General features: G+C 62.6%; 18 protein-coding genes, 1 tRNA gene and 1 other RNA gene. 8 read left to right on the forward strand and 12 right to left on the reverse strand.

The features are described from left to right. Positions 1 to 13 precede the first annotated feature (13 nt). Entirely contained in the window at positions 14 to 628 is a 615-nt protein-coding gene (coaE, locus tag ACZZ0O_RS00145) for a dephospho-CoA kinase (RefSeq protein WP_463591897.1), read from the forward strand. A 419-nt stretch (positions 629 to 1,047) separates the two neighbouring features. Here the strand turns inward: coaE and ACZZ0O_RS00150 are convergent. The 5 genes from ACZZ0O_RS00150 to rimK all read right to left on the reverse strand — a co-directional run bounded on the left by ACZZ0O_RS00150 (position 1,048) and on the right by rimK (position 4,970). After that, positions 1,048 to 1,129, reverse strand: a non-coding RNA gene (locus ACZZ0O_RS00150) — sX9 sRNA. 254 nt (positions 1,130 to 1,383) lie between these two features. Further along, positions 1,384 to 2,718 carry a sensor histidine kinase gene (locus ACZZ0O_RS00155; RefSeq protein WP_463591898.1) on the reverse strand — a complete coding sequence of 445 codons (1,335 nt, stop codon included), beginning with the start codon at positions 2,716 to 2,718 and terminating at the stop codon, positions 1,384 to 1,386. After that, entirely contained in the window at positions 2,711 to 3,388 is a 678-nt protein-coding gene (locus tag ACZZ0O_RS00160) for a response regulator transcription factor (RefSeq protein WP_003490678.1), read from the reverse strand. The genes ACZZ0O_RS00155 and ACZZ0O_RS00160 overlap by 8 nt, the downstream gene beginning before the upstream one ends. 18 nt (positions 3,389 to 3,406) lie before the next feature. Next, positions 3,407 to 3,991, reverse strand: a complete 585-nt coding sequence (locus ACZZ0O_RS00165; RefSeq protein ID WP_323537605.1) for a hypothetical protein — start codon at positions 3,989 to 3,991, stop codon at positions 3,407 to 3,409. A gap of 103 nt (positions 3,992 to 4,094) precedes the next feature. Next, positions 4,095 to 4,970, reverse strand: a complete 876-nt coding sequence (gene rimK / locus ACZZ0O_RS00170; protein ID WP_055848862.1) for a 30S ribosomal protein S6--L-glutamate ligase — start codon at positions 4,968 to 4,970, stop codon at positions 4,095 to 4,097. Positions 4,971 to 5,468: 498 nt separating this feature from the next. Between rimK and glgX the strand changes: the two genes are divergently transcribed. Continuing rightward, positions 5,469 to 7,601 (forward strand): glycogen debranching protein GlgX, encoded by a 2,133-nt coding sequence (gene glgX / locus ACZZ0O_RS00175; RefSeq protein ID WP_463591899.1) that lies wholly within the window; start codon positions 5,469 to 5,471, stop codon positions 7,599 to 7,601. Between the two features lie 558 nt (positions 7,602 to 8,159). Here the strand turns inward: glgX and ACZZ0O_RS00180 are convergent. The 4 genes from ACZZ0O_RS00180 to ACZZ0O_RS00195 all read right to left on the reverse strand — a co-directional run bounded on the left by ACZZ0O_RS00180 (position 8,160) and on the right by ACZZ0O_RS00195 (position 11,789). Beyond that, the gene (locus ACZZ0O_RS00180) at positions 8,160 to 8,552 is read right to left on the reverse strand and encodes an H-NS histone family protein (RefSeq protein WP_055848856.1); all 393 of its coding nucleotides are present in this window, start codon (positions 8,550 to 8,552) and stop codon (positions 8,160 to 8,162) included. Positions 8,553 to 8,640: 88 nt separating this feature from the next. Further along, the gene (locus ACZZ0O_RS00185) at positions 8,641 to 9,033 is read right to left on the reverse strand and encodes a hypothetical protein (protein ID WP_055848853.1); all 393 of its coding nucleotides are present in this window, start codon (positions 9,031 to 9,033) and stop codon (positions 8,641 to 8,643) included. 566 nt (positions 9,034 to 9,599) lie between these two features. Then, positions 9,600 to 10,211 (reverse strand): STN domain-containing protein, encoded by a 612-nt coding sequence (locus tag ACZZ0O_RS00190; RefSeq protein ID WP_323539621.1) that lies wholly within the window; start codon positions 10,209 to 10,211, stop codon positions 9,600 to 9,602. Positions 10,212 to 10,496: 285 nt separating this feature from the next. Next, complete coding sequence (locus tag ACZZ0O_RS00195; RefSeq protein ID WP_463591900.1) at positions 10,497 to 11,789, reverse strand: acetamidase/formamidase family protein; 1,293 nt, start codon at positions 11,787 to 11,789, stop codon at positions 10,497 to 10,499. 293 nt (positions 11,790 to 12,082) lie between these two features. On the opposite strand from ACZZ0O_RS00195, the gene ACZZ0O_RS00200 reads away from it, so the two are divergent. Further along, positions 12,083 to 12,487, forward strand: a complete 405-nt coding sequence (locus ACZZ0O_RS00200; RefSeq protein ID WP_463591901.1) for a hypothetical protein — start codon at positions 12,083 to 12,085, stop codon at positions 12,485 to 12,487. A 189-nt stretch (positions 12,488 to 12,676) separates the two neighbouring features. On the opposite strand, the gene ACZZ0O_RS00205 is transcribed toward ACZZ0O_RS00200, so the two are convergent. Further along, positions 12,677 to 13,933, reverse strand: a complete 1,257-nt coding sequence (locus tag ACZZ0O_RS00205) for an MFS transporter (protein ID WP_463591902.1) — start codon at positions 13,931 to 13,933, stop codon at positions 12,677 to 12,679. 98 nt (positions 13,934 to 14,031) lie between these two features. On the opposite strand from ACZZ0O_RS00205, the gene ACZZ0O_RS00210 reads away from it, so the two are divergent. Further along, on the forward strand, positions 14,032 to 14,478 hold the full coding sequence (locus ACZZ0O_RS00210) for a winged helix-turn-helix transcriptional regulator (RefSeq protein WP_115562730.1): 447 nt from the start codon (positions 14,032 to 14,034) through the stop codon (positions 14,476 to 14,478). 386 nt (positions 14,479 to 14,864) lie between these two features. Here the strand turns inward: ACZZ0O_RS00210 and ACZZ0O_RS00215 are convergent. Both ACZZ0O_RS00215 and ACZZ0O_RS00220 read right to left on the reverse strand, forming a co-directional pair. Beyond that, positions 14,865 to 14,938, reverse strand: a tRNA-Gly gene (locus ACZZ0O_RS00215). Between the two features lie 116 nt (positions 14,939 to 15,054). Continuing rightward, complete coding sequence (locus ACZZ0O_RS00220; RefSeq protein ID WP_055848836.1) at positions 15,055 to 16,839, reverse strand: autotransporter domain-containing esterase; 1,785 nt, start codon at positions 16,837 to 16,839, stop codon at positions 15,055 to 15,057. 188 nt (positions 16,840 to 17,027) lie between these two features. Here ACZZ0O_RS00220 and thiS point away from each other — a divergent pair, with 188 nt between their 5' ends. The 4 genes from thiS to ACZZ0O_RS00240 all read left to right on the forward strand — a co-directional run bounded on the left by thiS (position 17,028) and on the right by ACZZ0O_RS00240 (position 21,038). Further along, the gene (gene thiS / locus ACZZ0O_RS00225) at positions 17,028 to 17,228 is read left to right on the forward strand and encodes a sulfur carrier protein ThiS (protein ID WP_055848833.1); all 201 of its coding nucleotides are present in this window, start codon (positions 17,028 to 17,030) and stop codon (positions 17,226 to 17,228) included. Positions 17,229 to 17,276: 48 nt separating this feature from the next. After that, on the forward strand, positions 17,277 to 18,071 hold the full coding sequence (locus tag ACZZ0O_RS00230) for a thiazole synthase (RefSeq protein WP_055848831.1): 795 nt from the start codon (positions 17,277 to 17,279) through the stop codon (positions 18,069 to 18,071). A 253-nt stretch (positions 18,072 to 18,324) separates the two neighbouring features. Further along, positions 18,325 to 19,110, forward strand: coding sequence for a tRNA (guanosine(46)-N7)-methyltransferase TrmB (gene trmB, locus ACZZ0O_RS00235; protein WP_115513712.1), 786 nt, complete (start codon positions 18,325 to 18,327; stop codon positions 19,108 to 19,110). 65 nt (positions 19,111 to 19,175) lie between these two features. Beyond that, positions 19,176 to 21,038 carry an SLC13 family permease gene (locus ACZZ0O_RS00240; RefSeq protein ID WP_055848825.1) on the forward strand — a complete coding sequence of 621 codons (1,863 nt, stop codon included), beginning with the start codon at positions 19,176 to 19,178 and terminating at the stop codon, positions 21,036 to 21,038. Positions 21,039 to 21,161: the final 123 nt, after the last annotated feature.

Here is a 21,161-nt window from a genome sequence, read left to right on the forward strand (position 1 = left end):
CCCGAGCACGACGATGAGCGACTTCATCGTCGGCCTCACCGGTGGCATTGCCTCTGGCAAGAGTGCGCTCGCGGCCGAGTTCGAGAAGCTGGGCGTGCCGGTGATCGATGCCGATGTCGTTGCGCGGCAGGTCGTTGCGCCCGGCCCGCTCCTCAATGCAATCGTCGACCGCTTTGGTCCAGGCGTTGTGCTGCCCAACGGCACGCTGGACCGGCTGGCCTTGCGCAACATCGTCTTCTCCGATCCAGCCCAACGCAAGGCGCTTGAGGCAATCACCCATCCCGCCATTCGTGCGGAGCTACAGCGCGCGGCACAGGCAGCGTACGGCGCTTATTCCATCGTTGCCATCCCTCTTTTGGCCGAAGCGGGCGGCCGGGCGGCCTATTCGTGGCTTGACCGCGTCCTCGTTGTCGATGCACCGGTCGAGCTGCAACACGCACGGCTGATGCAACGCGACGGCAGCACGCCGACATTGGCCGATCAAATGATTGCCGCACAAGCGTCTCGCACCCAACGTCTGGCGATTGCCGATGATGTCGTATGCAATAGCGATCAGCTGGAGCAACTTGCGGCGGCAGCGGCCAGGCTGGATGCGGACTATCGGGCGCTATGCTCGAGGTCACCTTAGTCAGCTTGATCTCTGCTAGCTGCAGTAGGTCGTTACGTTGGGCATGGCGGCAGTTACGCTCTGTCGTGTGCTGCAGCTAAAGCTGTCCGCGCACTGGCCGTGGCTGCCTTGGCGCTTTTGCTGGCTTATTCGCTATACAACTTCGCAGTAAACGCCAGCTCAGCTCATCAACACCACGATAAGCGGCGATGGAGCGACTACATCGATACGGAGCGCCACTGAGATCTCGACGGCCATCTGCAGATAACCAAATAAATCCGTCGACACGGAACAGAGCCACGACTAGCTTTGGCGTGCGGTTGCTTCGGAGAACTCGCGCCAGAGATCGCCGGCCACATGAGGTAAAGAACCCAACTCCGCCCAACACTGCAATTTATTAACCTGCGAATTGCCGGTTTTCAGAGCATGTGGCTAAGAGCGGCCAACAAATCGTAGCGAGCAGTCGTACGGTGGGTGTGGACGGCGCGGAGGAACCAGAGTGTACGTGTACGCGCGGGACATGCCGATTCCGAGCAACGGCCGTGCCAGTGTGGCGGCTGCGCAGTACTTTCGTTAGATGCCTTGAAGTAAATGCAAGCTTGTAAATTACCACGCGCGAGCGTAGTCCCACTGAAGAAAAAACTACATGTTCTGTCTAGCATTGATTGCTGGTGTAGGCATTACTGATGAGGCTCTGGGTAAAGCCCTCGCGCCCAGGTGCGCTCCTACACAAGATTTCACTTGACGGTATCGTTAGCGCGCTTTTAGCGGTGGACTTAGCGATGGAACGCCAGCGTTGCGATGACGCCGCGCTCCTGGCCTGGGCGTACGCTCACGCGCCAGCCGTACAGGTCGCACAGGCGGCTGACAATTGACAGGCCGATGCCGCCGCCTTGCGAGTGGCCGGCGTGAGTACCACGGTAGCCGCGCTGGAAGAGTTTGGCTGCGTCTTCTTCGCTCAGGCCGGGGCCAGAGTCGATGACTTCCACGCAGTCGCCGCGCACACGCACGCGCACCTGGCCGTCCTGGGTGTACTTGACGGCATTGCCGATGAGGTTGCCCAGCGCCACCGACAGGGCGGATTCCGGTGCTTCGATGACCAGGTCGCGCTCGCCTTCCAGTAGTAGCTCCAGCGGTTTGCCGCCGAGCTGGGCGCGATGCGAATCAATCAGTTGTTCGGCGACCTTGGCCACATTGCTGCTGCCCTGCCCGCGTTCGTTGCGCGAGAGCAGCAGCAGCGAGCCGATCAGATCGCTGCACTGCAGTTCGGCGCGCTGGATACGTTGCAGCCGCTGCAGCACCTTCTCATCCAGATTGGGCTTGGTCAGCAGTAGTTCGGTGGCACCGCGGATCACCGCCAGCGGAGTGCGTAGCTCATGGCTGACGTCGGCGTTAAATTCGCGGTCGCGCTGCACGACTTCGGTCAGGCGCGCCGAGTAGTCGTCCAATGCTTCGGCGAGCTGGCCGACCTCATCGTCCGGAAAGTGCGCTGCCAACGGTTTGGGCTCGCTGGTGCCGCCACGGTAGGCGCGCAGGCGGGCCGCCAGATCCGACACCGGGCGCATGACCTTGGACGCCGACCACCAGCCGATCACCAACGAAAACCCGCTGAAGACGAGCACCGACAACATCAAGGTGCGCTTGAGTTGAATCTCGCCGCGCAGCGTCTGCGTCATGTCGTAAGCGAGGAAGAACCACTCGCTGGGCGTCTTGCGCACCGCCAGTTTGTACGAGTACGCGTTGCCACTTTCGTCAACACCGGAGATGGTGTGGATGCCATCCGGAAACTGGTACCACTCCGGCTGCTCAAGGCGCAGCGCTTCGAACTTGTCGCTTTTGACCACACGCCCGCGCATCTGCTGCACGGGCAGATCGGGATTGCGCAGCGGGTCGGAATAGAACCGCTGCGCAAAGGCGTCGATGTTGCGATTCATCACGTCTTCGACCAACTGGTTTTCCACGCGCGCGCGTGCCCAGTTGGTGGCGAAGGCGAACAGTGTTGTCAGGCAAAAGCCCAACAACACGAACGACAGGATGATGCGGCTGCGCAGGCGCCGCCGGTAACGGCCACGCCTACGGGCGGGCCGCACGCTGCTGTTACTTTCAGGCATCAGGCGAAGCGATGCGATAACCGATGCCATGACGGGTCTGGATCATCGGCACGTCGAACGGCTTGTCGACCACTGCACGCAGGCCATGGATATGCACGCGCAGCGAGTCGGAATCGGGCAGTTCTTCGCCCCAGACACGGGTTTCCAGCTCTTGCCGCGTCACCACCGCCGGGGATGCTTCCATCAGCGCCTGCAGGATTTTCAGCGCCGTCGGATTGAGCTGCAGCAGCTTGCCGCGGCGACGCACTTCCAGGGTGTCCAGGTTGTATTCCAGATCGCCGGTTTCCAGTACGCGGGTGTGCACACCCTTGCCGCGACGCGACAACGCGTTGAGGCGCACTTCCACTTCCTGCAGCGCGAACGGCTTGATCAGGTAGTCGTCGGCACCGGAATCGAAGCCGGCCAGCTTGTTGTCCAGCGAGTCGCGGGCGGTCAGCATCAGCACCGGCGTCTGCTTGCGCGCTTCGTTGCGCAGCTTGCGACACACCTCGATGCCGTCCATGCCGGGCAGGTTGAGGTCGAGCACGATGGCGTCGAACTCGTGCACAACTGCCAAATGCAGCCCGGTCACACCATCGGCTGCGAAGTCCACGGTGTGACCCCGGTCTTCAAGATAGTCGCCCAGATTGGCGGCGATATCGCTGTTGTCTTCAATTACTAGAATTCGCACTGGAACCTCGTTGTTTGGTCACGTACCCGGCTGCCTCTGGACAGTTTGCCGTTGCATCCGCGTCAATTCGTCTTTGTTGTTTTCTCGAAGCCGGCGCCGTTCGGCCGCCGTCATGCATTGCGTCGTAGAGAGATTTGAGCCCACTGCACGCACACGCTGACAGATCATCCGGCTCTCTTCGCCTGCCTTACTCAACAGTGCGTTGACTAAAGCCTGGTCATTGAACACCGCCATCTTTGACTCAGGCGTGAGTTCCGCCGGGGCGGGCCGGGACTGCAGTGCAGTTTCTATACGCTGCAAGGCCGAAAGCACCCTGCTGCGATCGTCGGTGCCAAGCTCCGAATACTTCTCGCCGCTCCTCAGATCCAGACGCACCTGTTCTGCCTGCTCGGCAAAGGGAGGCTGAGCCTCAACGTCTACAGCCTTCTTGCCCGCGGCAAATGCAGGCAGCGCTGCGCACATCAATATCAGTAGTAGTCCTTTCATGACTTTGCAGGCCGTTCCATCGATGGTAGGTAGCTGAATGTAGACGTGAACCTCAAAAGCGGCAAGCCATCCATAAAAAGGCCCAAGTGCGACACCGCACTTGGGCCAAAAGTTCATCCCGATCACCGTCACTGCCGAGAGCGGAGCTACGGTCGACAGAGGCTAGCGAGCAAAGGATTAGAGTTCCGTTAATTTTTCGCTAAAAACAGTTGATCTCCGATCAACGGGCCGATTCCTCGAGATGCTGAATGATGCTGGCGGCCACATCCACGCCGCAAACGCCTTCCACACCCTCGAGTCCAGGGGTCGAATTGACCTCCAGGACCAGCGGCCCGCGCTTGGAGCGGATGAGGTCGACGCCGGCCACCGCCAGGCCCAGCGCGCGCGCCGAACGGACCGCCACCTGCTGCTCCTGCTCGGTGGCCTGGGCCACCGCAGCGGTGCCGCCAAGATGCAGGTTGGAACGGAAATCGCCTTCGGCCGCCTGGCGCCGCATCGCCGCGACGACGCGGTCGCCGACCACGAAGCAACGCAGATCTGCGCCTTCGGCTTCGCCAATGAATTCCTGCACGATGAAATTGGCATACAGCCCGCGCAGTGCCTCGACCACGCCGCGCGACGCGCTGGCCTTTTCGGTCAGGATCACCCCGGCGCCTTGCGCCCCCTCGTTCAACTTCACCACATGCGGTGGCGGGCCGAGCATGGAGAGCAGGTCCTGGGTGTCGTCCGGGTTATCGCCGAACACGGTGACCGGCATGTCGATGCCCTGCGCCGCCAGCAATTGATGCGCACGCAGTTTGTCGCGCGAACGCAGGATGGCGTCCGAGGGATTGGGCGTATAGGTGCCCATGAATTCGAGTTGGCGCAGCACGGCGGTGGCATAGCGGGTGACCGAAGCGCCGATGCGTGGAATCACCGCATCGAAGCCGGTGATCGGCTTGCCCTTGTAGTGCAGGCTGAAGCCATCGGCGGCGATGCGCATATAGCACCGCAGCGGATCGAGGATACGTACGGTGTGGCCACGCTTGCGACCGGCCTCGATAAGCCGTCGGGTCGAATACAGCTTGCTGTTGCGCGAAAGAATCGCGATTTTCATCGCAGCAGGGACACGGCGCGGCCTGGACATGGTCGGAGTCTGATGACGAGGTGACCCAAGCCCGTACGTTCTGCCGGCCGACCGCGCGGGCGCGTTGTGCGCTGCTCGCAACGGTTGAACTGGTGTGCGACGGCCCCGAGGATGGAGACGCGATAGCGCCTCGGCACGTGTTGCAATCACGCATGGATGCGCAGCTCCAACCGGATCGATGCTAGCAGGGCGCACGCGCAGCGCTCAAGCAGCGGGAAGCCGCGCTGCATCCACCACTGCACATTGTCATGCCGACGCGGCATCGCAGTACTCGTCCATGATCGATAGGACCGCGTTCGCCACAAGCGAACGCCGCCGGTGTGCCAGATCACAGCGCGCTGCATGGTGCGAAGCCTCGGCGGCGCGCCATCACGCCATACCCGTGTCGCCGTAACGCGTTTTGCACAGCAACAACCGCAATGCTTGCGTCCCCTCAATGCCGGCATGCCGGCGCACCCGAGACTCTCCATGCGACGTCCAGCAAGCGCGGCCTATGCCAACCCCTCCCGCATCCGCCAAGGACGCCCGTTTCCCCGCGGCGCCGTCTTCGATGGCAAAGGCATCAATTTCGCGCTGTTTTCCGCGCATGCCACACGGGTGGAACTGTGCCTGTTCGACGAACAGGGCAACGAAACCCGCGTCGACCTTCCCGAATACACCAACGAAATCTGGCACGGCTATCTGCCCGATGCCAAGCCGGGCCAGCGCTATGGTTACCGTGTGCACGGCCCTTACGCGCCGACCGAAGGTCACCGCTTCAATCACAACAAGCTGCTGCTGGACCCGTATGCCCGCGAGCTCGAAGGCGATCTGATCTGGGCCGACGAACTGTATGGCTACACCGTCGGTCATCCGGATGGCGACCTGAGCTTCGACGAGCGCGACAGTGCGCCGTTCATGCCCAAGTGCGTGGTGGTCGAAGACACCTACGACTGGGGCGACGATGCGCGCCTGCTCAAGCCGTGGAACGAGACAGTCATCTACGAAACCCACGTGCGCGGCTACACCATGCGCAACCCGCAGGTGCCTGAAGCGGTGCGCGGCACCTTCGCAGGTCTCGCCCAGCCGCAGGTACTGCAGTACATCAAGGACCTGGGCATCACTGCCGTCGAACTATTGCCGGTACATGCGTATCTGGATGATCAGCATCTGCTGGACAAGGGCCTGCGCAATTACTGGGGCTACAACACCATCGGCTTTTTTGCGTTGAAGTCGCGTTACCTGTCCAGCGGACACCGCGACGAGTTCCGCGACATGGTCAAGGCCATGCACAAGCAGGGTCTGGAAGTGATTCTGGATGTGGTCTACAACCACACCGCCGAAGGCAGCGAGCTGGGGCCGACCCTGTCGTTCAAGGGCATCGACAATGCCAGTTACTACCGGCTTGCCGAGGACAAGCGCTATTACATCAACGACACCGGCACCGGTAATACGCTCAATCTGAGCAATTCGCGGGTGATCCAGTTCGTCAACGATTCGCTGCGTTACTGGGCCGGCGAAATGCACGTGGACGGTTTCCGCTTCGATCTGGCCACCATCCTGGGACGTGAGCCGAGCGGTTTCGACCAGCGTGGCGGCTTCCTGGATGCCTGCAATCAGGATCCGCTGCTGTCGGAAGTCAAACTCATTGCCGAGCCGTGGGACTGCGGCCCGGGCGGCTATCAGGTGGGGCATTTCCCGCCGGGCTGGTCGGAATGGAACGACCAGTTCCGCGACAACGCGCGCGAGTTCTGGAAGGGTGAGGATGGCAAGCTTGCAGAGTTCGCAACCCGGTTCACCGGCTCTGCCGATCTGTTCGATCGCCGCGGCCGCCGTCCGTGGGCTTCGGTCAACTTCATCACCGCGCATGACGGTTTCACCCTGCGCGACTTGGTGAGCTACAACGAAAAGCACAACATCGACAACGGCGAAGACAACCGCGACGGATCGTCCAACGATGGCTCCTGCAATTACGGCGAAGAAGGCGAGACCGACAACGCCGACATCCTGCAACTTCGCGAGCGGCAAATGAAGAATCTGCTTGCGACGCTGCTGCTGTCGCAAGGCACGCCGATGATGCTCAGCGGCGACGAACGTGCGCAGTCCCAGGGCGGCAACAACAACACCTATTGTCAGGACAACGAGATCACCTGGCTGGATTGGGAAAACGATCCGACCGATGGCCGGCTCACCGATTTCGTCAAGGCATTGACCGCGCTGCGCAAGCGCTACCCGATTCTGTCGCGTGGCCGCTTTCTCAATGGGCAATACAACGAAGAGGCTGGCCTGCGCGATCTCACCTGGCTCAATCCAGGCGGCACCGAAATGGAAGACGCGCATTGGACCGATGCGGGCGCGCGCTCGGTTGGTCTGCTGCTCGAAGGTAAGGCGCAGACCTCCGGGGTCAAGGAGCTGGCCAACGACGACACCTTGCTGATCGTCATCAACGCCTACCACGAGGGTGTGACCTTCACCCTGCCGGCCGCTGATGAACCGGTGCATTGGAAGCTGGTGCTGTCGACCGATGAAGCGCTGGAGGTAGACATGATGCCGGCTGGCGCCAGCGAATTCCTGGCCCCGCCGCGCAGCGTGTCGGTCTTCGAGTGCAAAAGCGATCAGTAACGATTGAGCAGTAATCAGGCTCGCTGTCCGCCGGCATGGCAGGCGGCGAGCTTTTTGGTGTGCAGCGGTGTTTCATTCGCGAGGCAAGAGGAGGTGGGACGTGTCGGCGAGCAGCCGTGTCATGCCGGCCGTGATCGCGCTGGCACCAACTCGCGGGCGCGCTTGCAATCTTGCTGCGCGACATACGTCGACTCGGCGATGCCGTGTCTCGTCTGAATCCGGGTATTTCCTCGGACGCTTGCAGATCTCCGGCGATCAGCACAACGATCTACAGCGCATGACCTATATGCTGATTGGCGCTTAGCGATCAAGACATCGAACGCGCCGTCTCACTCCCGGCCAACGCCCGCACACATTCTGATTGCGTCATCAGCTCGCGCCCACAGCGACGCTTATCGCAAGCCGGTCAGCTCACACATTCAGTGCAACGGCTCAAACGAAAGGCCGAATCGGCAGCCGCGCCCAGCGCAACACTGCACGCATCGAGTAGGCGAGCGCGCGGCTAACCGACGCGGCTCGCATTGAGAACGCCTCAAGAACGCCAAATCCGTGAAAAACTCACCCCGGATAGAGCGGGAAACGCTTGTCCGGATGCTTGGACTTCCATTCCTTGTAGGAACTGGTGCCTTCCCAGGCCTTGAAGACACGTGGCGTGCGGCCACGGCCGGACCAGGTCTCACCAGAATGCGGAATCCAGTATTTGGCCACCACCTCGCCGGTGGACGACAGCGGTCCCTTGGACTTGCCGGTCATGGCGAGCGAGGCGATCTGGGATTTCTGCTTTGCGTTGAATCGGCCGCCGAACTGGGTCAGCACCTCGACGACCTGGTCAAAGGCTTCCAGGGTCTGGGCATATTTGAGCTGCGCCTCTTCCTGCTCAAGCTTGCGCAGCTCTTCCAGCAATTGGGCTTTGGCGGCGGCAGAGGGTGAAGCGGGCGGAACCTGGCGCATTGACGAAACTAAGGTTGGACGGGTCAGCGAGTATTGCCCCTACGCCGTCTAGCGTAAAGCGCCCAGCCCACACCGGGTCTGCTGGCGCTCAGCGATGACGCAGCAAGGCGTGCTCCCGGGCCATGGTCAGCACCGGTCCAATGCGGCCTGCCCGGATCAGCTCGCTGCAGTGTTTTCCGACAAATTCCACCCTGGGGGCGGTGAACCACTGCACCACCCGGTCTAGCTGCCCGGCGTTGATCGACCACGCGTGACAGACCGCCTCGCCCAGCTCCTCGACCCCAACCAATCCGATCTGGCGGACCTGGTCGGCATCGAGCTTGAACATCTCAATCACCTTGCTGGCATCGTCCGGCGTGCCACACACATGCGTCTGATCCGCCCCCCCGGTGCGATAGGCAATCGAGGCGACACGCGCAGATTCGGCGCGACGCATGCCTTTGATCAACGCACCAACCAGCTGGGAGTGAGTAGTCTTCATGGTGTCCGCTCAATGATGCAGTCACTATGGCCGTCATGGGACGCGTTCTCAATCAGGAGGTTCCTGACCCTTCGGAAGAAAAAGACGAAGCTGTGGCGTACTTTTCGTATCGATTGCAAGCCTGCAATCGATGTCATTGACACCACATATCGAAGCGATAGGAAAGAACTGCCTGGGATCACCCGCAGCGCGGCACGCCTACGACACGGGTTGAAAAGGTCCCATCAGGGTGCGCCGAACCGATCGCCACCCATCTTGAAATCAGGCTGGATCCGCCATCGTGCTGGCAGAGACTGCGCCTGCGCCTACGCCTGCACATGCACATGCACATGCAATAGATCTCACCCATCCCTGAATCAAATGCGGCAAATCGGCCCGACGAAAGCCGCCACATCACGTCTCATCGTTGCAATGAATCACCGCACCAAGGCACCTCTGAACAACTCTTCAATGCGCGTTCGACCAACAACCTAGGCCACCGTGACTAAGCGGAAGTGGTTGATTTTCAGCAGGGTGAGCGCCTGGATCCAGCAAAGTTTCATTTCACTCGCCACGCCGTAAGTTTTTCACACCTTCTCTAACGATTGCTCCACATCCTTCAGCATGCGCCCATACGAGGCCCGCTCTGCCGCACTGAGAAAGCCTTGCTCGCGTACAAGCTTGGGAACGTCCGCAGCAATCTTCGACAGGTACGCCGTCAGTTTTTTTGCGCGCACGGGCGTCATCGACTTGCTCTTGCGTGCATCCGCAATCGCGCTGCGCAAGGTCTCCACCCGCTCGGCAAAATACAGTTGCTGCGCCTGATTGACCCGCCAATGGTCATCGGCCGGCCCGGCTTCGAGGCCGCTGCCACGCACCGATTCAATGAAGGCCTGATCGGCGGTCAAGGACCCGGTCAGTCCAGCGGCACGCTTGCCTTGCAACAGTGACGGATCCACTTCCACCGCGCATCCGGTGACGTGGGCCAACTCCTGCAAACGCTCGTCGAGCCGCTGCGCAGGCAGCGAGACAGCAAACGGCCCGGGCTGGCAGGCCGCAAATACCGGCGCCGCACAAATGATGGCACCCAATGCAACGATGATCGAAGGCAAACGATTGCGTGCGACAGACATGACAGCATCCGGAATACACGGACATCCGTGCGCTACGAACGCTAGACCGCCGATCCCGAACGGCACTGAAATCGGCGTCGGGCGGCGCCCTTATCGCCAAGGCGTCCGCATCAAGGCATCGGAATAGTGCCGAGCACCTATCTGGTGCTCTCCATCAGCACATCCTGAAATGCAACGACGCCGTCGGCCAGCGCTGTCGCAACTAAACCGAACCACATGCATCGCCGCGGCCCGTGCGCGATGACGTTGCGAGGCCCCGATACACACAACACGCAGCGCAACCAACAGCGCAGCGCGGCCATCTCAGCTAAGTGTGTTCAATGGGGACGGAACTTCACCCTGCCCATCGGTTCATGGCTTGGCCGGCAACAGGGCCTTGTCGATCTTTGCCGCTACTCCCACGCTGCGGCCGGCCAGGTTGGGGATGCTGTAGTGCAGCGATGTGCCCAGCACCTGCGCGCTCTGCGAAAGCGTCAGCCCGTAATCCTGCTGGAGCCACTGGACCATGCCGGTACTAGCGGACTTCAACGCCTCGTCGAGCGATCCTGCCTGACCCAGCACCATAATCTGGGTTGGCGACTCGACCCGTGGCATCGACACGCTGCGCCCCTTGATAAGGTCGACCGTGACGGTCACGTCCATCGACGTTTCCAGCGCATATTGCGTCGTCTCGCCGTCCCCCTGAAGCGCATGGGCGTCGCCGAAATAGAGCAGCGCGCCGGGTTGCTGCACGGGCAGGTAGACGGTGTTGCCTTCCACCACTTCGTTGAAGTCCATATTCCCTCCGAAGCGTCCGGTGTCCCCGGTCGAGATTGCCGGCATCCCGAAGCCCGGCGCGACCGCCATGCCGCCGAGCATCGGCTTCACCGGCACCGAGTAGCCGGCGAGCGGACCGGTCGCGTTTTCAGGACGTGCACGCCCCGTCTCGCGATCGAGCCGCCACTTGATCGGCTTACCGAGGGCAGCGGCTTCCGGCACCAACGCTGCACCGAGCGCACGCCCAACGATCGAGTCGAGGCTGTCTGCCCAGTCGCGGTTGAGCTTCAGGCGGCGGATATGCACCGCCAGCGTATCGCCGGGCTGTGCGCCTGCGACGAAGAACGGGCCGGTCTGCGGATTTCCGAACAGCGCCCTGGTTTTGCCCTGCGCGTCGACTCCGCCGGAATCGACCGTCGTCGTGTGGATCGTATCCCCCGGCCAGACGATCAGCACCGGTCTCCGATCGGCATCCCACGTGTTGGAATAGTCGGTCGGGCTGAACTCCACCGTGCGCGGTCCGCCATCGCGATCGGGCACACGCCAGCCCGTCACCGCATGGGTGGCGCGCGCGGCGGGGTCGTTCGTGTCCGGCCCCTCCGTCGTGCCGGTCAGCTCCTTGCCCTTGAGGCGCAGGACGTAGCGCGAGGTGCGCTGCTGGCGATCGGTCGCAGTCAGCGTCAATCGATCGCCGCTAGCGCCACCGTCAATCGTGTCGCCATCCAGGTCGCCGCTGATCCGGTTTCCCGTTCGATCGATCGACAGGGTCGAAAACACGGGATTTCCCCACAGATCGGTGCGGACGATCCACGTCTCTGCGTGCGTCGTGCCCGCTATCGCAGCGGTCGATGCGGCGAGGAACACAGCGGTAAGACGGGAGATCGGCATGAGATGTTTTCAGTGGACGAGACATCGCGATACTAGCGGACACCGTGCCTGGTAACTCGATAACAACGTGTCCCTGAACTTGGGCACCCTGCAAAGCGACCAGACCCTTGAGGTCAACGCGCAGCTTGCAACATTGAACACGCCTGGCGGACGATGAGTTCAAGCACTCCACGCATGCAATGCCCCTCCTGATTCCGAGCGGCGCGCTAACTGGAGCTCTATTGCCCTACCCCGCAGATGACGATCCAGGGCAGGCGTCTGCGCCTCCAAGCCACGTGAGCAGGAACATCGCCATGAAACATAGTCGCCCCCTCCGCGCTTTGACGCTTGCACCACTGCTTGTCCTCTCACTTGCTGGGTGCATGGCGTCGGGCGCCGGTACTAATCACCCCATTGAAGGGCCTGTGCGACTGGGAGAGATTGCAGCCGTCGATGGTCCCAGGGTGCGCCCCGACCGCGTCATTGAGGACAGCCGTTGCCCTGCCAACGTTCAATGCATCCACGCTGGACGGATGATTGTCAGGGCGACCGTGTTTGGCGGCGGCTGGTCCACGCAAGTCGACCTTACGTTGGGTATTCCGGTCCCTGTGGCCGATGGCATGTTGACGCTGGTGGACGCAACACCTTTGCCCATCAGTGGGAAGGCCGTCCCAGCATCCGTTGCTCGTTTCACATTCAAGTTTCAGGGCGGCCGTTAGACAAGCACACTCAACTGCCAGCGCCGTGGACGTTTTCGCTTTTAGCTTGGTTCGTCAGTGCTGATGGGCCCGTGCCAAGCCAAGATCACGTCGAGACATCGTCCGGCGAACCCAGCATCTTTCGACATGCGTGCTCTCGATTCCATGCGCTGCGCCATGCCCGCGAACGTGCGCGAGAAATGGCCCCGATCAGGACTCGACGCCCGCAATGTTGGTATCGCCCCGCCTTGTCGCCCACCAGAACAGCAGTGCAAAAAGACTGACTGCCGCGCCTAGCACACACACACCCTGCCAACCTGCTCGGGCATAGGTGACCGTCGCGCCGATTGCACCCAGTCCGCTACCGACGGCATAGAACAGCATATAGAGGCCAACCAACCGACTGTGCGCCTCAGGCCTGGTGCGGAAGATCAAGCTTTGGTTCGTGACATGTAGCGCTTGCCCGCCCATGTCGAGCAGCACGATGCCAATGACCAGCGCCCACAATGACCACTCCATCAGCGATAGAGGCCACCAAGCCAGCAGCAGCACCGTGAGCGCTACTGCACTGGTGCGCTGCGCATGGCCCTGGTCCGCCCATTGTCCAGCGCGCGCAGCGACCAAGGCACCTGCCACACCGACCAGACCGAATGCACCGATGACCGTATGAGAGAAGCGGTAAGGCGGCATGCTCAACGGCAGCACCAGCGCGCTCCAGAAGATGTTGAATGCGGCGAACATCAACAGCGCCAGCATGCCGCGCACTTGCAAGATCCTTTCCCGGCGCAGCAGCGTCAGCATCGAAGCGATCAAACGCGGGTACGTCATCGTCTGGGACGTCGACGGCAAAGCTGGCAGCGACCGCCGCAACGGAAGTGCAATCGCAACCATCAGCAAAGCAGCGCAGAAATACACCCCGCGCCAGCCTGCCAAATCGCTTACACCACCGGCAAATACCCGCGCCAACAGCAGGCCGATGAACACACCGCCTTGCGCTGCGCCGACCACGCGGCCCCGCTCATGGGGCGCGGCGGCAGTGGCCGCATAGGCAATCAGTCCCTGCGTCATCGCTGTGCCCAATAAGCCTACGACGAGCATGCCTACCAGCAGTGCAGGCGCAGATCGCGCCATGCTCACAACGGCAAGTGCGATCACCAGCGCCAGGAGCTGCATCGACATCAGGCGACGACGATTGACCAAGTCGCCTAGCGGCACGAGCAGCAACAATGCCAGCGCACAACCGATTTGGGTGGCTGTAATGACCCCGCCAATCGCCGCATAGCTGATGCCAAAGTCTCTGGCCAGCGCGTCAAGCAGCGGCTGAGCGTAATAGACATTTGCCACGCTCAGTCCGCTTGCGACAGCAAACAGCCAAACCAAGTGGCGGGACATGTTCGCAGAAGGAACCGTCGAACAACCAAGTGACGGTAGCGGTGATGCAGAAGAAATCCCCGTGGTTTCGGCCACATTCAATCCAGTTGCAAATCAAGACTGCTTGAATGCTAGGCAATCCGGTTTTAAAGTGCAACTTGATTGATCCACTATTGACCGGCCGCGGAGACGCTATGCCCCCCCGAAAACGCTTTGGTGACGAGCACTGCCCGGTTGCGCGTTCGGTTGATCTCATCGGAGATCGATGGGCGCTACTGATCGTGCGCGACGCCTTCGATGGTGTTTGCCGCTTCGGCGATTTCCAGCGCAGCTTGGGTGCGGCCCGCAACATCCTGTCTGATCGGCTGCGCAAGCTGGTCGATGCGGGCATCCTTGAAATGCAAGATGCATCTGACGGCACGGCTTATCAGCAATACGTGCTAACAGCACAGGGAGAAAACCTGTTCCCCGTCGTGGTGGCATTGCGACAGTGGGGCGAAGACCACCTGTTTGAGCAAGGCGAACGTCATTCGGTGCTTATCGACAAGCGCACGGGCAAGAAGGTCCCACGCATGACGCTCCAGGCAAAAGACGGCTCTACGCTGCTGCCTGTTTCTACCCAGGTTCGTAAAATAATCTGAGGAAGAATTTTGATTGCCAAAAATTTCTTCGATGATGATGAAGTGTTCGTCCCATGTATCCGACGTTACAAAGCCCAGCTTTGCAGGGCTTTTTAAATGTCACGTTCAAGCGCCAATCATCGCGCCTGGAAGCACGATTACTTGTTCGGCAGTCATCTATCCGGGGCGCTTGCGCCCGCGATGGCTTCCCAACGGGCGGACAAGATAGCGCGAGCCAATCAGCGCTCGAAGATCGGTAGGAACGAAGAAGCGCGCATACAGGCCAGCCGAGCGCGAGATCATCAGAGGCTTGGGCAAGGTTGATGCCTCAAGGGGCATCGCCCGGAATCATCAATCGGCCGGAGCATCCAACCCAGTCAGGCACTTAGAGACTTGGCGGAAGCAGTTGGAGCGGGCGAAGGGAATCGAACCCTCGTCAGTAGCTTGGGAAGCTACAGCTCTACCATTGAGCTACGCCCGCTTGGCGTGGGGAGAGTTTAGGCGGGCGCAGGTGTCGGGCGCAATGCGCAGACGTGACGAAGGCCGGTTGCCCGGCCCTCGTCTCTTACCTCAGTGCTACCAAGCCAGTCGGCGCAATCAGAAATTGCCGCTGAAGTTCACGAACAAGGTGGCATCGCGGGCGCTGCGCTGAGCAGTGGTGGTGCTCAGGCCCACGTTGCTCTGCAAGCCCCACAGGCCGGTACGCGCGCCCAGTACCACGGTGGCGTAGTTGCGGTCGAAGTTCTGGCCCGGCACGGTGTACATGCCCACTTCCGGCATCGACTGCAGCCAGGCGCTGGCTTCGCCGCCGTCCTTGAACTCGTGGTCGTAGGTCGCCTGCACGTACGGCTTGACCGCCGCGCCATCCAGACGCACCTGGAAGCCGATGCGGCCGACCAGCGAGTCGATATCCTGGTCGGCATACCCCAGCGCGGTGGAGCTCTCGTTGCTTTCGGTGTAGCCGTCGAGCTTGAGCTTCTGCCAGGTCAGGCCGACCACCGGGCCGTACTTGACGTTGCCTTCGCCCAGCGAATAGCCGGCGTTGACGGCGGCGGTCAGGTTGCTGCCGTCCGGCGAGCCGCTGTGCACACGCGTGGCTGGCCCAAGCTGGACTTCGCGGTCGACGTCGTAGCTCAACCAGCTGTAGCTGACCTGCGCGTTGACCCACACCGGGCCGGTGTACCAGCCGAAGAAGCCGCCCAGGGTGGTGTCGTCCTGCTTGAAGCTGCCGTTACGGTTGCCGAAGTCGGCGTCCATGCGGCCAAAGCCGGCAAAGCCGCCGAACACCATGTCGCCAGCGCTCCAATCCACGCCGAACAGGCCGGCCGGCGCCATGCCGTCATACAGATCGGCGTGATCGTAGCGCTGCATGTCGCCGCGCACGCTACCCCACCAGCGCAGACCATCGGCGTCGGGCTTGCCGTCCAGATGCCAAGCCACCTGGTCGGCGCGCGCGCGGCCACCGGCCTGCGCCGAATGGGTCAGCACCTGCTGCAGACGCGGCGCTTCCAGCAGCGAGATCGCGTACTGGCCCAGGATCTGATGGACCGCGGTGGTCGGGTGGATGCCGTCGGCGAACACATAGGTGTTCTGCGCGTTGGCCGCGACCAGGCTGGTCGGGTTGCACGCAGGCAGCGGCACGGCCGGGTTGCAGGCGGTGTTGGTGACGTTGGTGAAGCCGAAGGTGCCCGGTGCGGCGACGATTTCCTGCAGCATGTGGAAGGTGTCGACCGGGATCACACGCAGGCCGGCCGACTGCAGGCCGTTGAACAGCGCGGTGTTGTACGTGGTCGCAGCGGCGGTGCCCTGGGCCATTGCGACGGCGCCGCCAGCGCGGAAGCGCGGGGTGATACCGACGTCCGGAATGGTCGGCACCATGACGTAACGCGCGCCGGCATTCTGCAAGGTCGCCACAGCGCCGACCTGAGCGGTCACTGCACTGCCGATGATGGCCTGCGCCTGTGCCGGCGCGGCGGCGGCGGCGAGCAGATCGTTGGCGCCGCCCCACACGGTGTAGAGCGCATTCGGGTTGGCGCGGCCGCCGTTGGCGGTGAGGTAGGTGTTGATCTGGCTGGTCACCGACGGCGCGGCGCCGAGCGCGCTGACCGAGCTGGCCTGGATGCGCGCGCCGCCGGCAGCGTAGTTGTCGCCGGTCTGGCCATTGCCGTTGGGCGCAGCGTTGGTGCCGAAGTGGTCGCCGACATACTCGGCCCACACCCAACCCGGGTTGGTGGTGAACTTGCCGGTGACTGCGCGCGAGGCAGCCGGCAGCAGCGGGTTGTAGTAGCCGCTGTCGGTGAGGCTGTCGCCGAAGAAGACGGTCTGGTCGAAGGCCGACTCGGCCATGGCCGGGGTGGCCGCGATAGCGATGGCAACGGCCATCAGGGAGCGGATCGGGCGAAGTGTTGAAGCCATGGGAGTGCCTGCTTGAAAGTGGATGGGACCGGACCGGGCTGCATACGTACGCCGGCGAATGGCAATGGTTTCACCCTCGCCGCCTGCGCTCACGCTGCACCGCCGCATAACGCAAAAACGCGCGTCCTGACGGCGCGCGATGCCACAATGATGACATGAACATTCAACTCAACGGCAGCCCGCGCACGCTTCCCGATCACCTGCCGCTCGCAGCCCTGCTGGACCAGGAGGGCTTGGCACAGCGACGTGTGGCAGTGGAGGTCAATGGCGAAATCGTGTCGCGCGGACGGCATGCCGAACATGCATTGCGCGAGGGCGATGTGGTGGAGATCGTGCACGCGTTGGGTGGCGGTTGATGCCCTGCGCGGCCGGCGCATCCGCGCCCGATCGGTGATAATTGCCGGATGACGAATCCCGCCCCCTCTGATGCGCTGGTCATCGCCGGCAAACGCTACCGTTCGCGCCTGTTGACAGGCACCGGCAAGTTCAAGGATCTGGACGAAACCCGCCTGGCTACCGAGGCCGCTGCCGCCGAAATCGTGACCGTGGCGATCCGCCGCGTGAACATCGGCCAGGACCCGAATGCGCCCAGCCTGCTCGACGTGCTGCCGCCGGATCGCTACACGCTGTTGCCCAACACCGCCGGCTGCTACACCGCCGAAGACGCGGTACGCACCTGCCGGCTGGCCCGCGAGCTGCTCGACGGCCACAACCTCACCAAGCTGGAAGTGCTTGGCGACGCGCGCACGCTGTACCCGGACGTGGTGCAGACGCTCAAGGCCGCCGAGCAATTGGTGGCCGATGGCTTCGAGGTGATGGTCTATACCTCCGACGACCCGATCCTGGCCAAGCGCCTGGAAGAGATCGGCTGCGTGGCGGTGATGCCGCTGGCCGCGCCGATCGGCTCGGGCCTGGGCATCCAGAACAAGTACAACCTGCTGGAAATCATCGAAAACGCCAAGGTGCCGATCATCGTCGATGCCGGCGTGGGCACGGCGTCGGACGCGGCGATTGCGATGGAGCTGGGCTGCGACGGCGTGTTGATGAATACCGCCATCGCCGGTGCACGCGATCCGATCCTGATGGCCAGCGCGATGCGCAAGGCGATCGAGGCCGGGCGCGAGGCGTTTCTGGCAGGGCGGATTCCGCGCAAGCGCTATGCCTCGGCGTCGAGCCCGGTCGATGGTGTGATCGGATGAGTGGGTGTGCTGCGTTGATATTGCAGTCGACGCGCAGTGATTGGCGGTGTGACGTCCGGATGTTGCCGTTGCTGGATCGCGCGTTACTGCGAGTGCCCTCGGCACGCCGTACCCTCACCCCAACCCCCGCTCCGCGCCTCGGCCCGCGCCTGCGTCGCGGGCGCTCCTATGCACGCGCGCCTACGGCGCGCAAGCTGTGCCTCCTCGCCCCGACGGGACAGGGGCTTTTGTTTTCCGATGTGACTGACATTTCATGACCGACCCGTTTACCAGCGACGGCGCCAAGATGCCGCCTAAGCCCTTCACCATCGAAGAAGGGCGCCGCCAGGTGCGTAGCTTCGTGTTGCGCCAGGGCCGCTTCACGCCCGCGCAGCAGCGCGCCTTCGACGAGTTGTGGCCGCGCTTCGGGCTGGATTACACCGGGGAGCGTCGCGACCTGGATGCCGCGTTCGGCCGTCCCGCGCCCAAGGTGCTGGAAATCGGCTTCGGCAACGGCGCCGCGTTGCGTTTTGCCGCGCAGCACGACCCCAGCCGCGACTACATCGGTATCGAAGTGCATGCGCCCGGCGTCGGCCGGCTGCTCAATGCGCTGCACGATGACGGCGGCACGCATGTGCGTCTGTATCACCACGATGCGGTGGAAGTGCTCGAGCACGAGATTGCCGATGGCGCGCTGGATGAAGTGCGCATCTACTTCCCCGATCCGTGGCACAAAAAACGCCACAACAAGCGTCGCCTGATCCAGCCGGCCTTCGCGCAGCTGCTAGTGCGCAAGCTACGCGAAGGCGGCCGTCTGCATGCCGCCACCGATTGGGCCGACTACGCCGAACAGATGTGGGACGTCCTCGATGCCACACCGGGTCTGGTCAACCGCGCCGGTCCGCGCGGCCACGTCGAACGCCCGGCCTGGCGCCCGCAAACCCACTTCGAAACCCGCGGCCAGAAACTCGGCCACGGCGTCTGGGATCTGCTCTACGACCGGGAATCGGGAATAGGGAATGGGGAATCGCCAGGGCACACGCCAGCGGCGCCCGGATAACTTGCCAGCGTCAGCGCCTCCGCTTTTTCCATTCCCCATTCCCGACTCCCCATTCCCGGCCCCCAATGGATACCGCGCTGACACTGACCAACGATATGAAGCTCGTCCTCGGGCTGGTCGGTTTCACGATGGCGATGTTTCTGTTCGAGCGCATCCGCGCCGATGTGGTGGCCTTGATCGTGCTGGTGGTGCTGGGCGTCACCGGGCTGGTGGCGCCGGAAGAATTGTTCGGCGGCTTTTCCGGTAATGCGGTGATGAGCATCATCGCCACCACCATTCTTGGCGCGGGGCTGGAACGCACCGGCGCCTTGAACCGGTTGGCCACCTGGCTGCTGCGGCGTTCGCACGGCAGCGAGCAGCGCTTGATGATGATGACGCTGGCCATCTCCGGCTTGAACTCATCGTTCATGCAGAATCCCTCGGTGATGGCCTTGTACCTGCCGGTGGCTTCGCGGCTGGCGGCGCGCACCGGGCTGACCCTGCAACGCATGTTGTTGCCCATCGCTGCTGCCATCGTGATGGGCGGCGCGCTCACCATGGTGGGCAATTCGCCGTTGATTCTGCTCAACGATCTGTTGGTCTCGGCTAACAATAACCTGCCCTCGGGCATGGCCAGCATCGAGCCGTTGACGATGTTCGCGCCCTTGCCGATCGGCCTGGCCTTGCTGATCGCCGCACTGCTGTACTTCCGCTTCTACGGCGATCGCAAGCTGATCGAAGAGGAACGCCTGATCAACGAAGGCGTCACGCCGTCGCGCACCGAAAGCTATTTCGCCAAGACCTACGGCATCGATGGCGACGTGTTCGAGCTCACCGTGACCGCTGAGAGCCCATTGGTCGGCATGACCCTGGGCGAAGCCGAAGCCATTCACGACGCACCGCTGCTGCTGGCCCTGAAGACCGGCAACGACACCCGCCTAGCGCCGCCGGCGGACATGCGTATCTGGGTCGGCAGCGTGCTGGGTGCGATGGGCCAACGGCAGGAGGTCGCCGATTTTGCGCAGAACCACTTCCTGCGCATGTCCTCGCGGCTGCGCAACCTGGGCGATCTGTTCAACCCCAGCCTTGCGGGTATTTCCGAAGCGGTGATTCCGCCCAATTCGCGCCTGATCGGCAAGAGCGCCGGCGAACTGCGCTTGCGCAAGCAGAGCGGCATCAGCCTGCTGGCGATCAACCGCGACAAACAGGTGATCCGCGAAGACGTGCGCAACGTGCCGCTGCGTGCCGGCGACATGCTGGTGTTCCACAGCATCTGGCAGGACCTGGCGCAAGCGGCGGAAAGCCGCGACTTCGTGCCGGTCACCGACTTTCCCAAGGGCGAGCAGCGTCCGCACAAGTTCAAGATCGCGATGGCGATCTTCGCCTTCACCATCCTGATCGCGCTGACCTCGCGCCTGCCGGTGGCGCTGACGCTGATGACCGGTGTGGCCTGCATGCTGGTCAGCGGCGTGCTGCGCATGGACGAGGCCTATGCGTCGATCAACTGGAAGACCATCTTCATGATGGCCGGCTTGATTCCGCTCGGCTGGGCGATGGACAGCAGCGGCACCGCGGCCTGGGTGGCCGGTCACACCATCGACCGTCTGCCCGAAGGTGTGCCGGTGTGGGCGCTGGAAATCAGCCTGGCGTTGTTGACCACGGCATTTTCGTTGGTGATCAGCCACGTCGGCGCGACCATCGTGATGGTGCCGATCGCGGTCAATCTGGCGCTGGCGGCCAACGGCAACCCCACTGCGTTCGCACTGATCGTGGCGTTGTCGGCATCCAACAATCTGATGACCGCCTCCAACCCGGTGATCTCGATGGTGGCCGGCCCGGCCAACTATCAACCGCGCGAGTTGTGGCGCGTGGGCGCACCGCTGTCGCTGATCTACATCGTGGTGATGGTGTCGATGATCAATCTGATGTTCTGGTGGGCGGCGCGCTAAGGGGCGGCGCGTTGCGGGTTAACGATCTAACCGCGTGTGCCGGCATCGACTGCCACGCTGCGCGCACACCAACCTGCCTGCAATGGCACGTCGTCGATCTGCATCGCAGCAGGCACCGGCCGC

Source organism: Xanthomonas sp. AC360, from assembly GCF_979258225.1.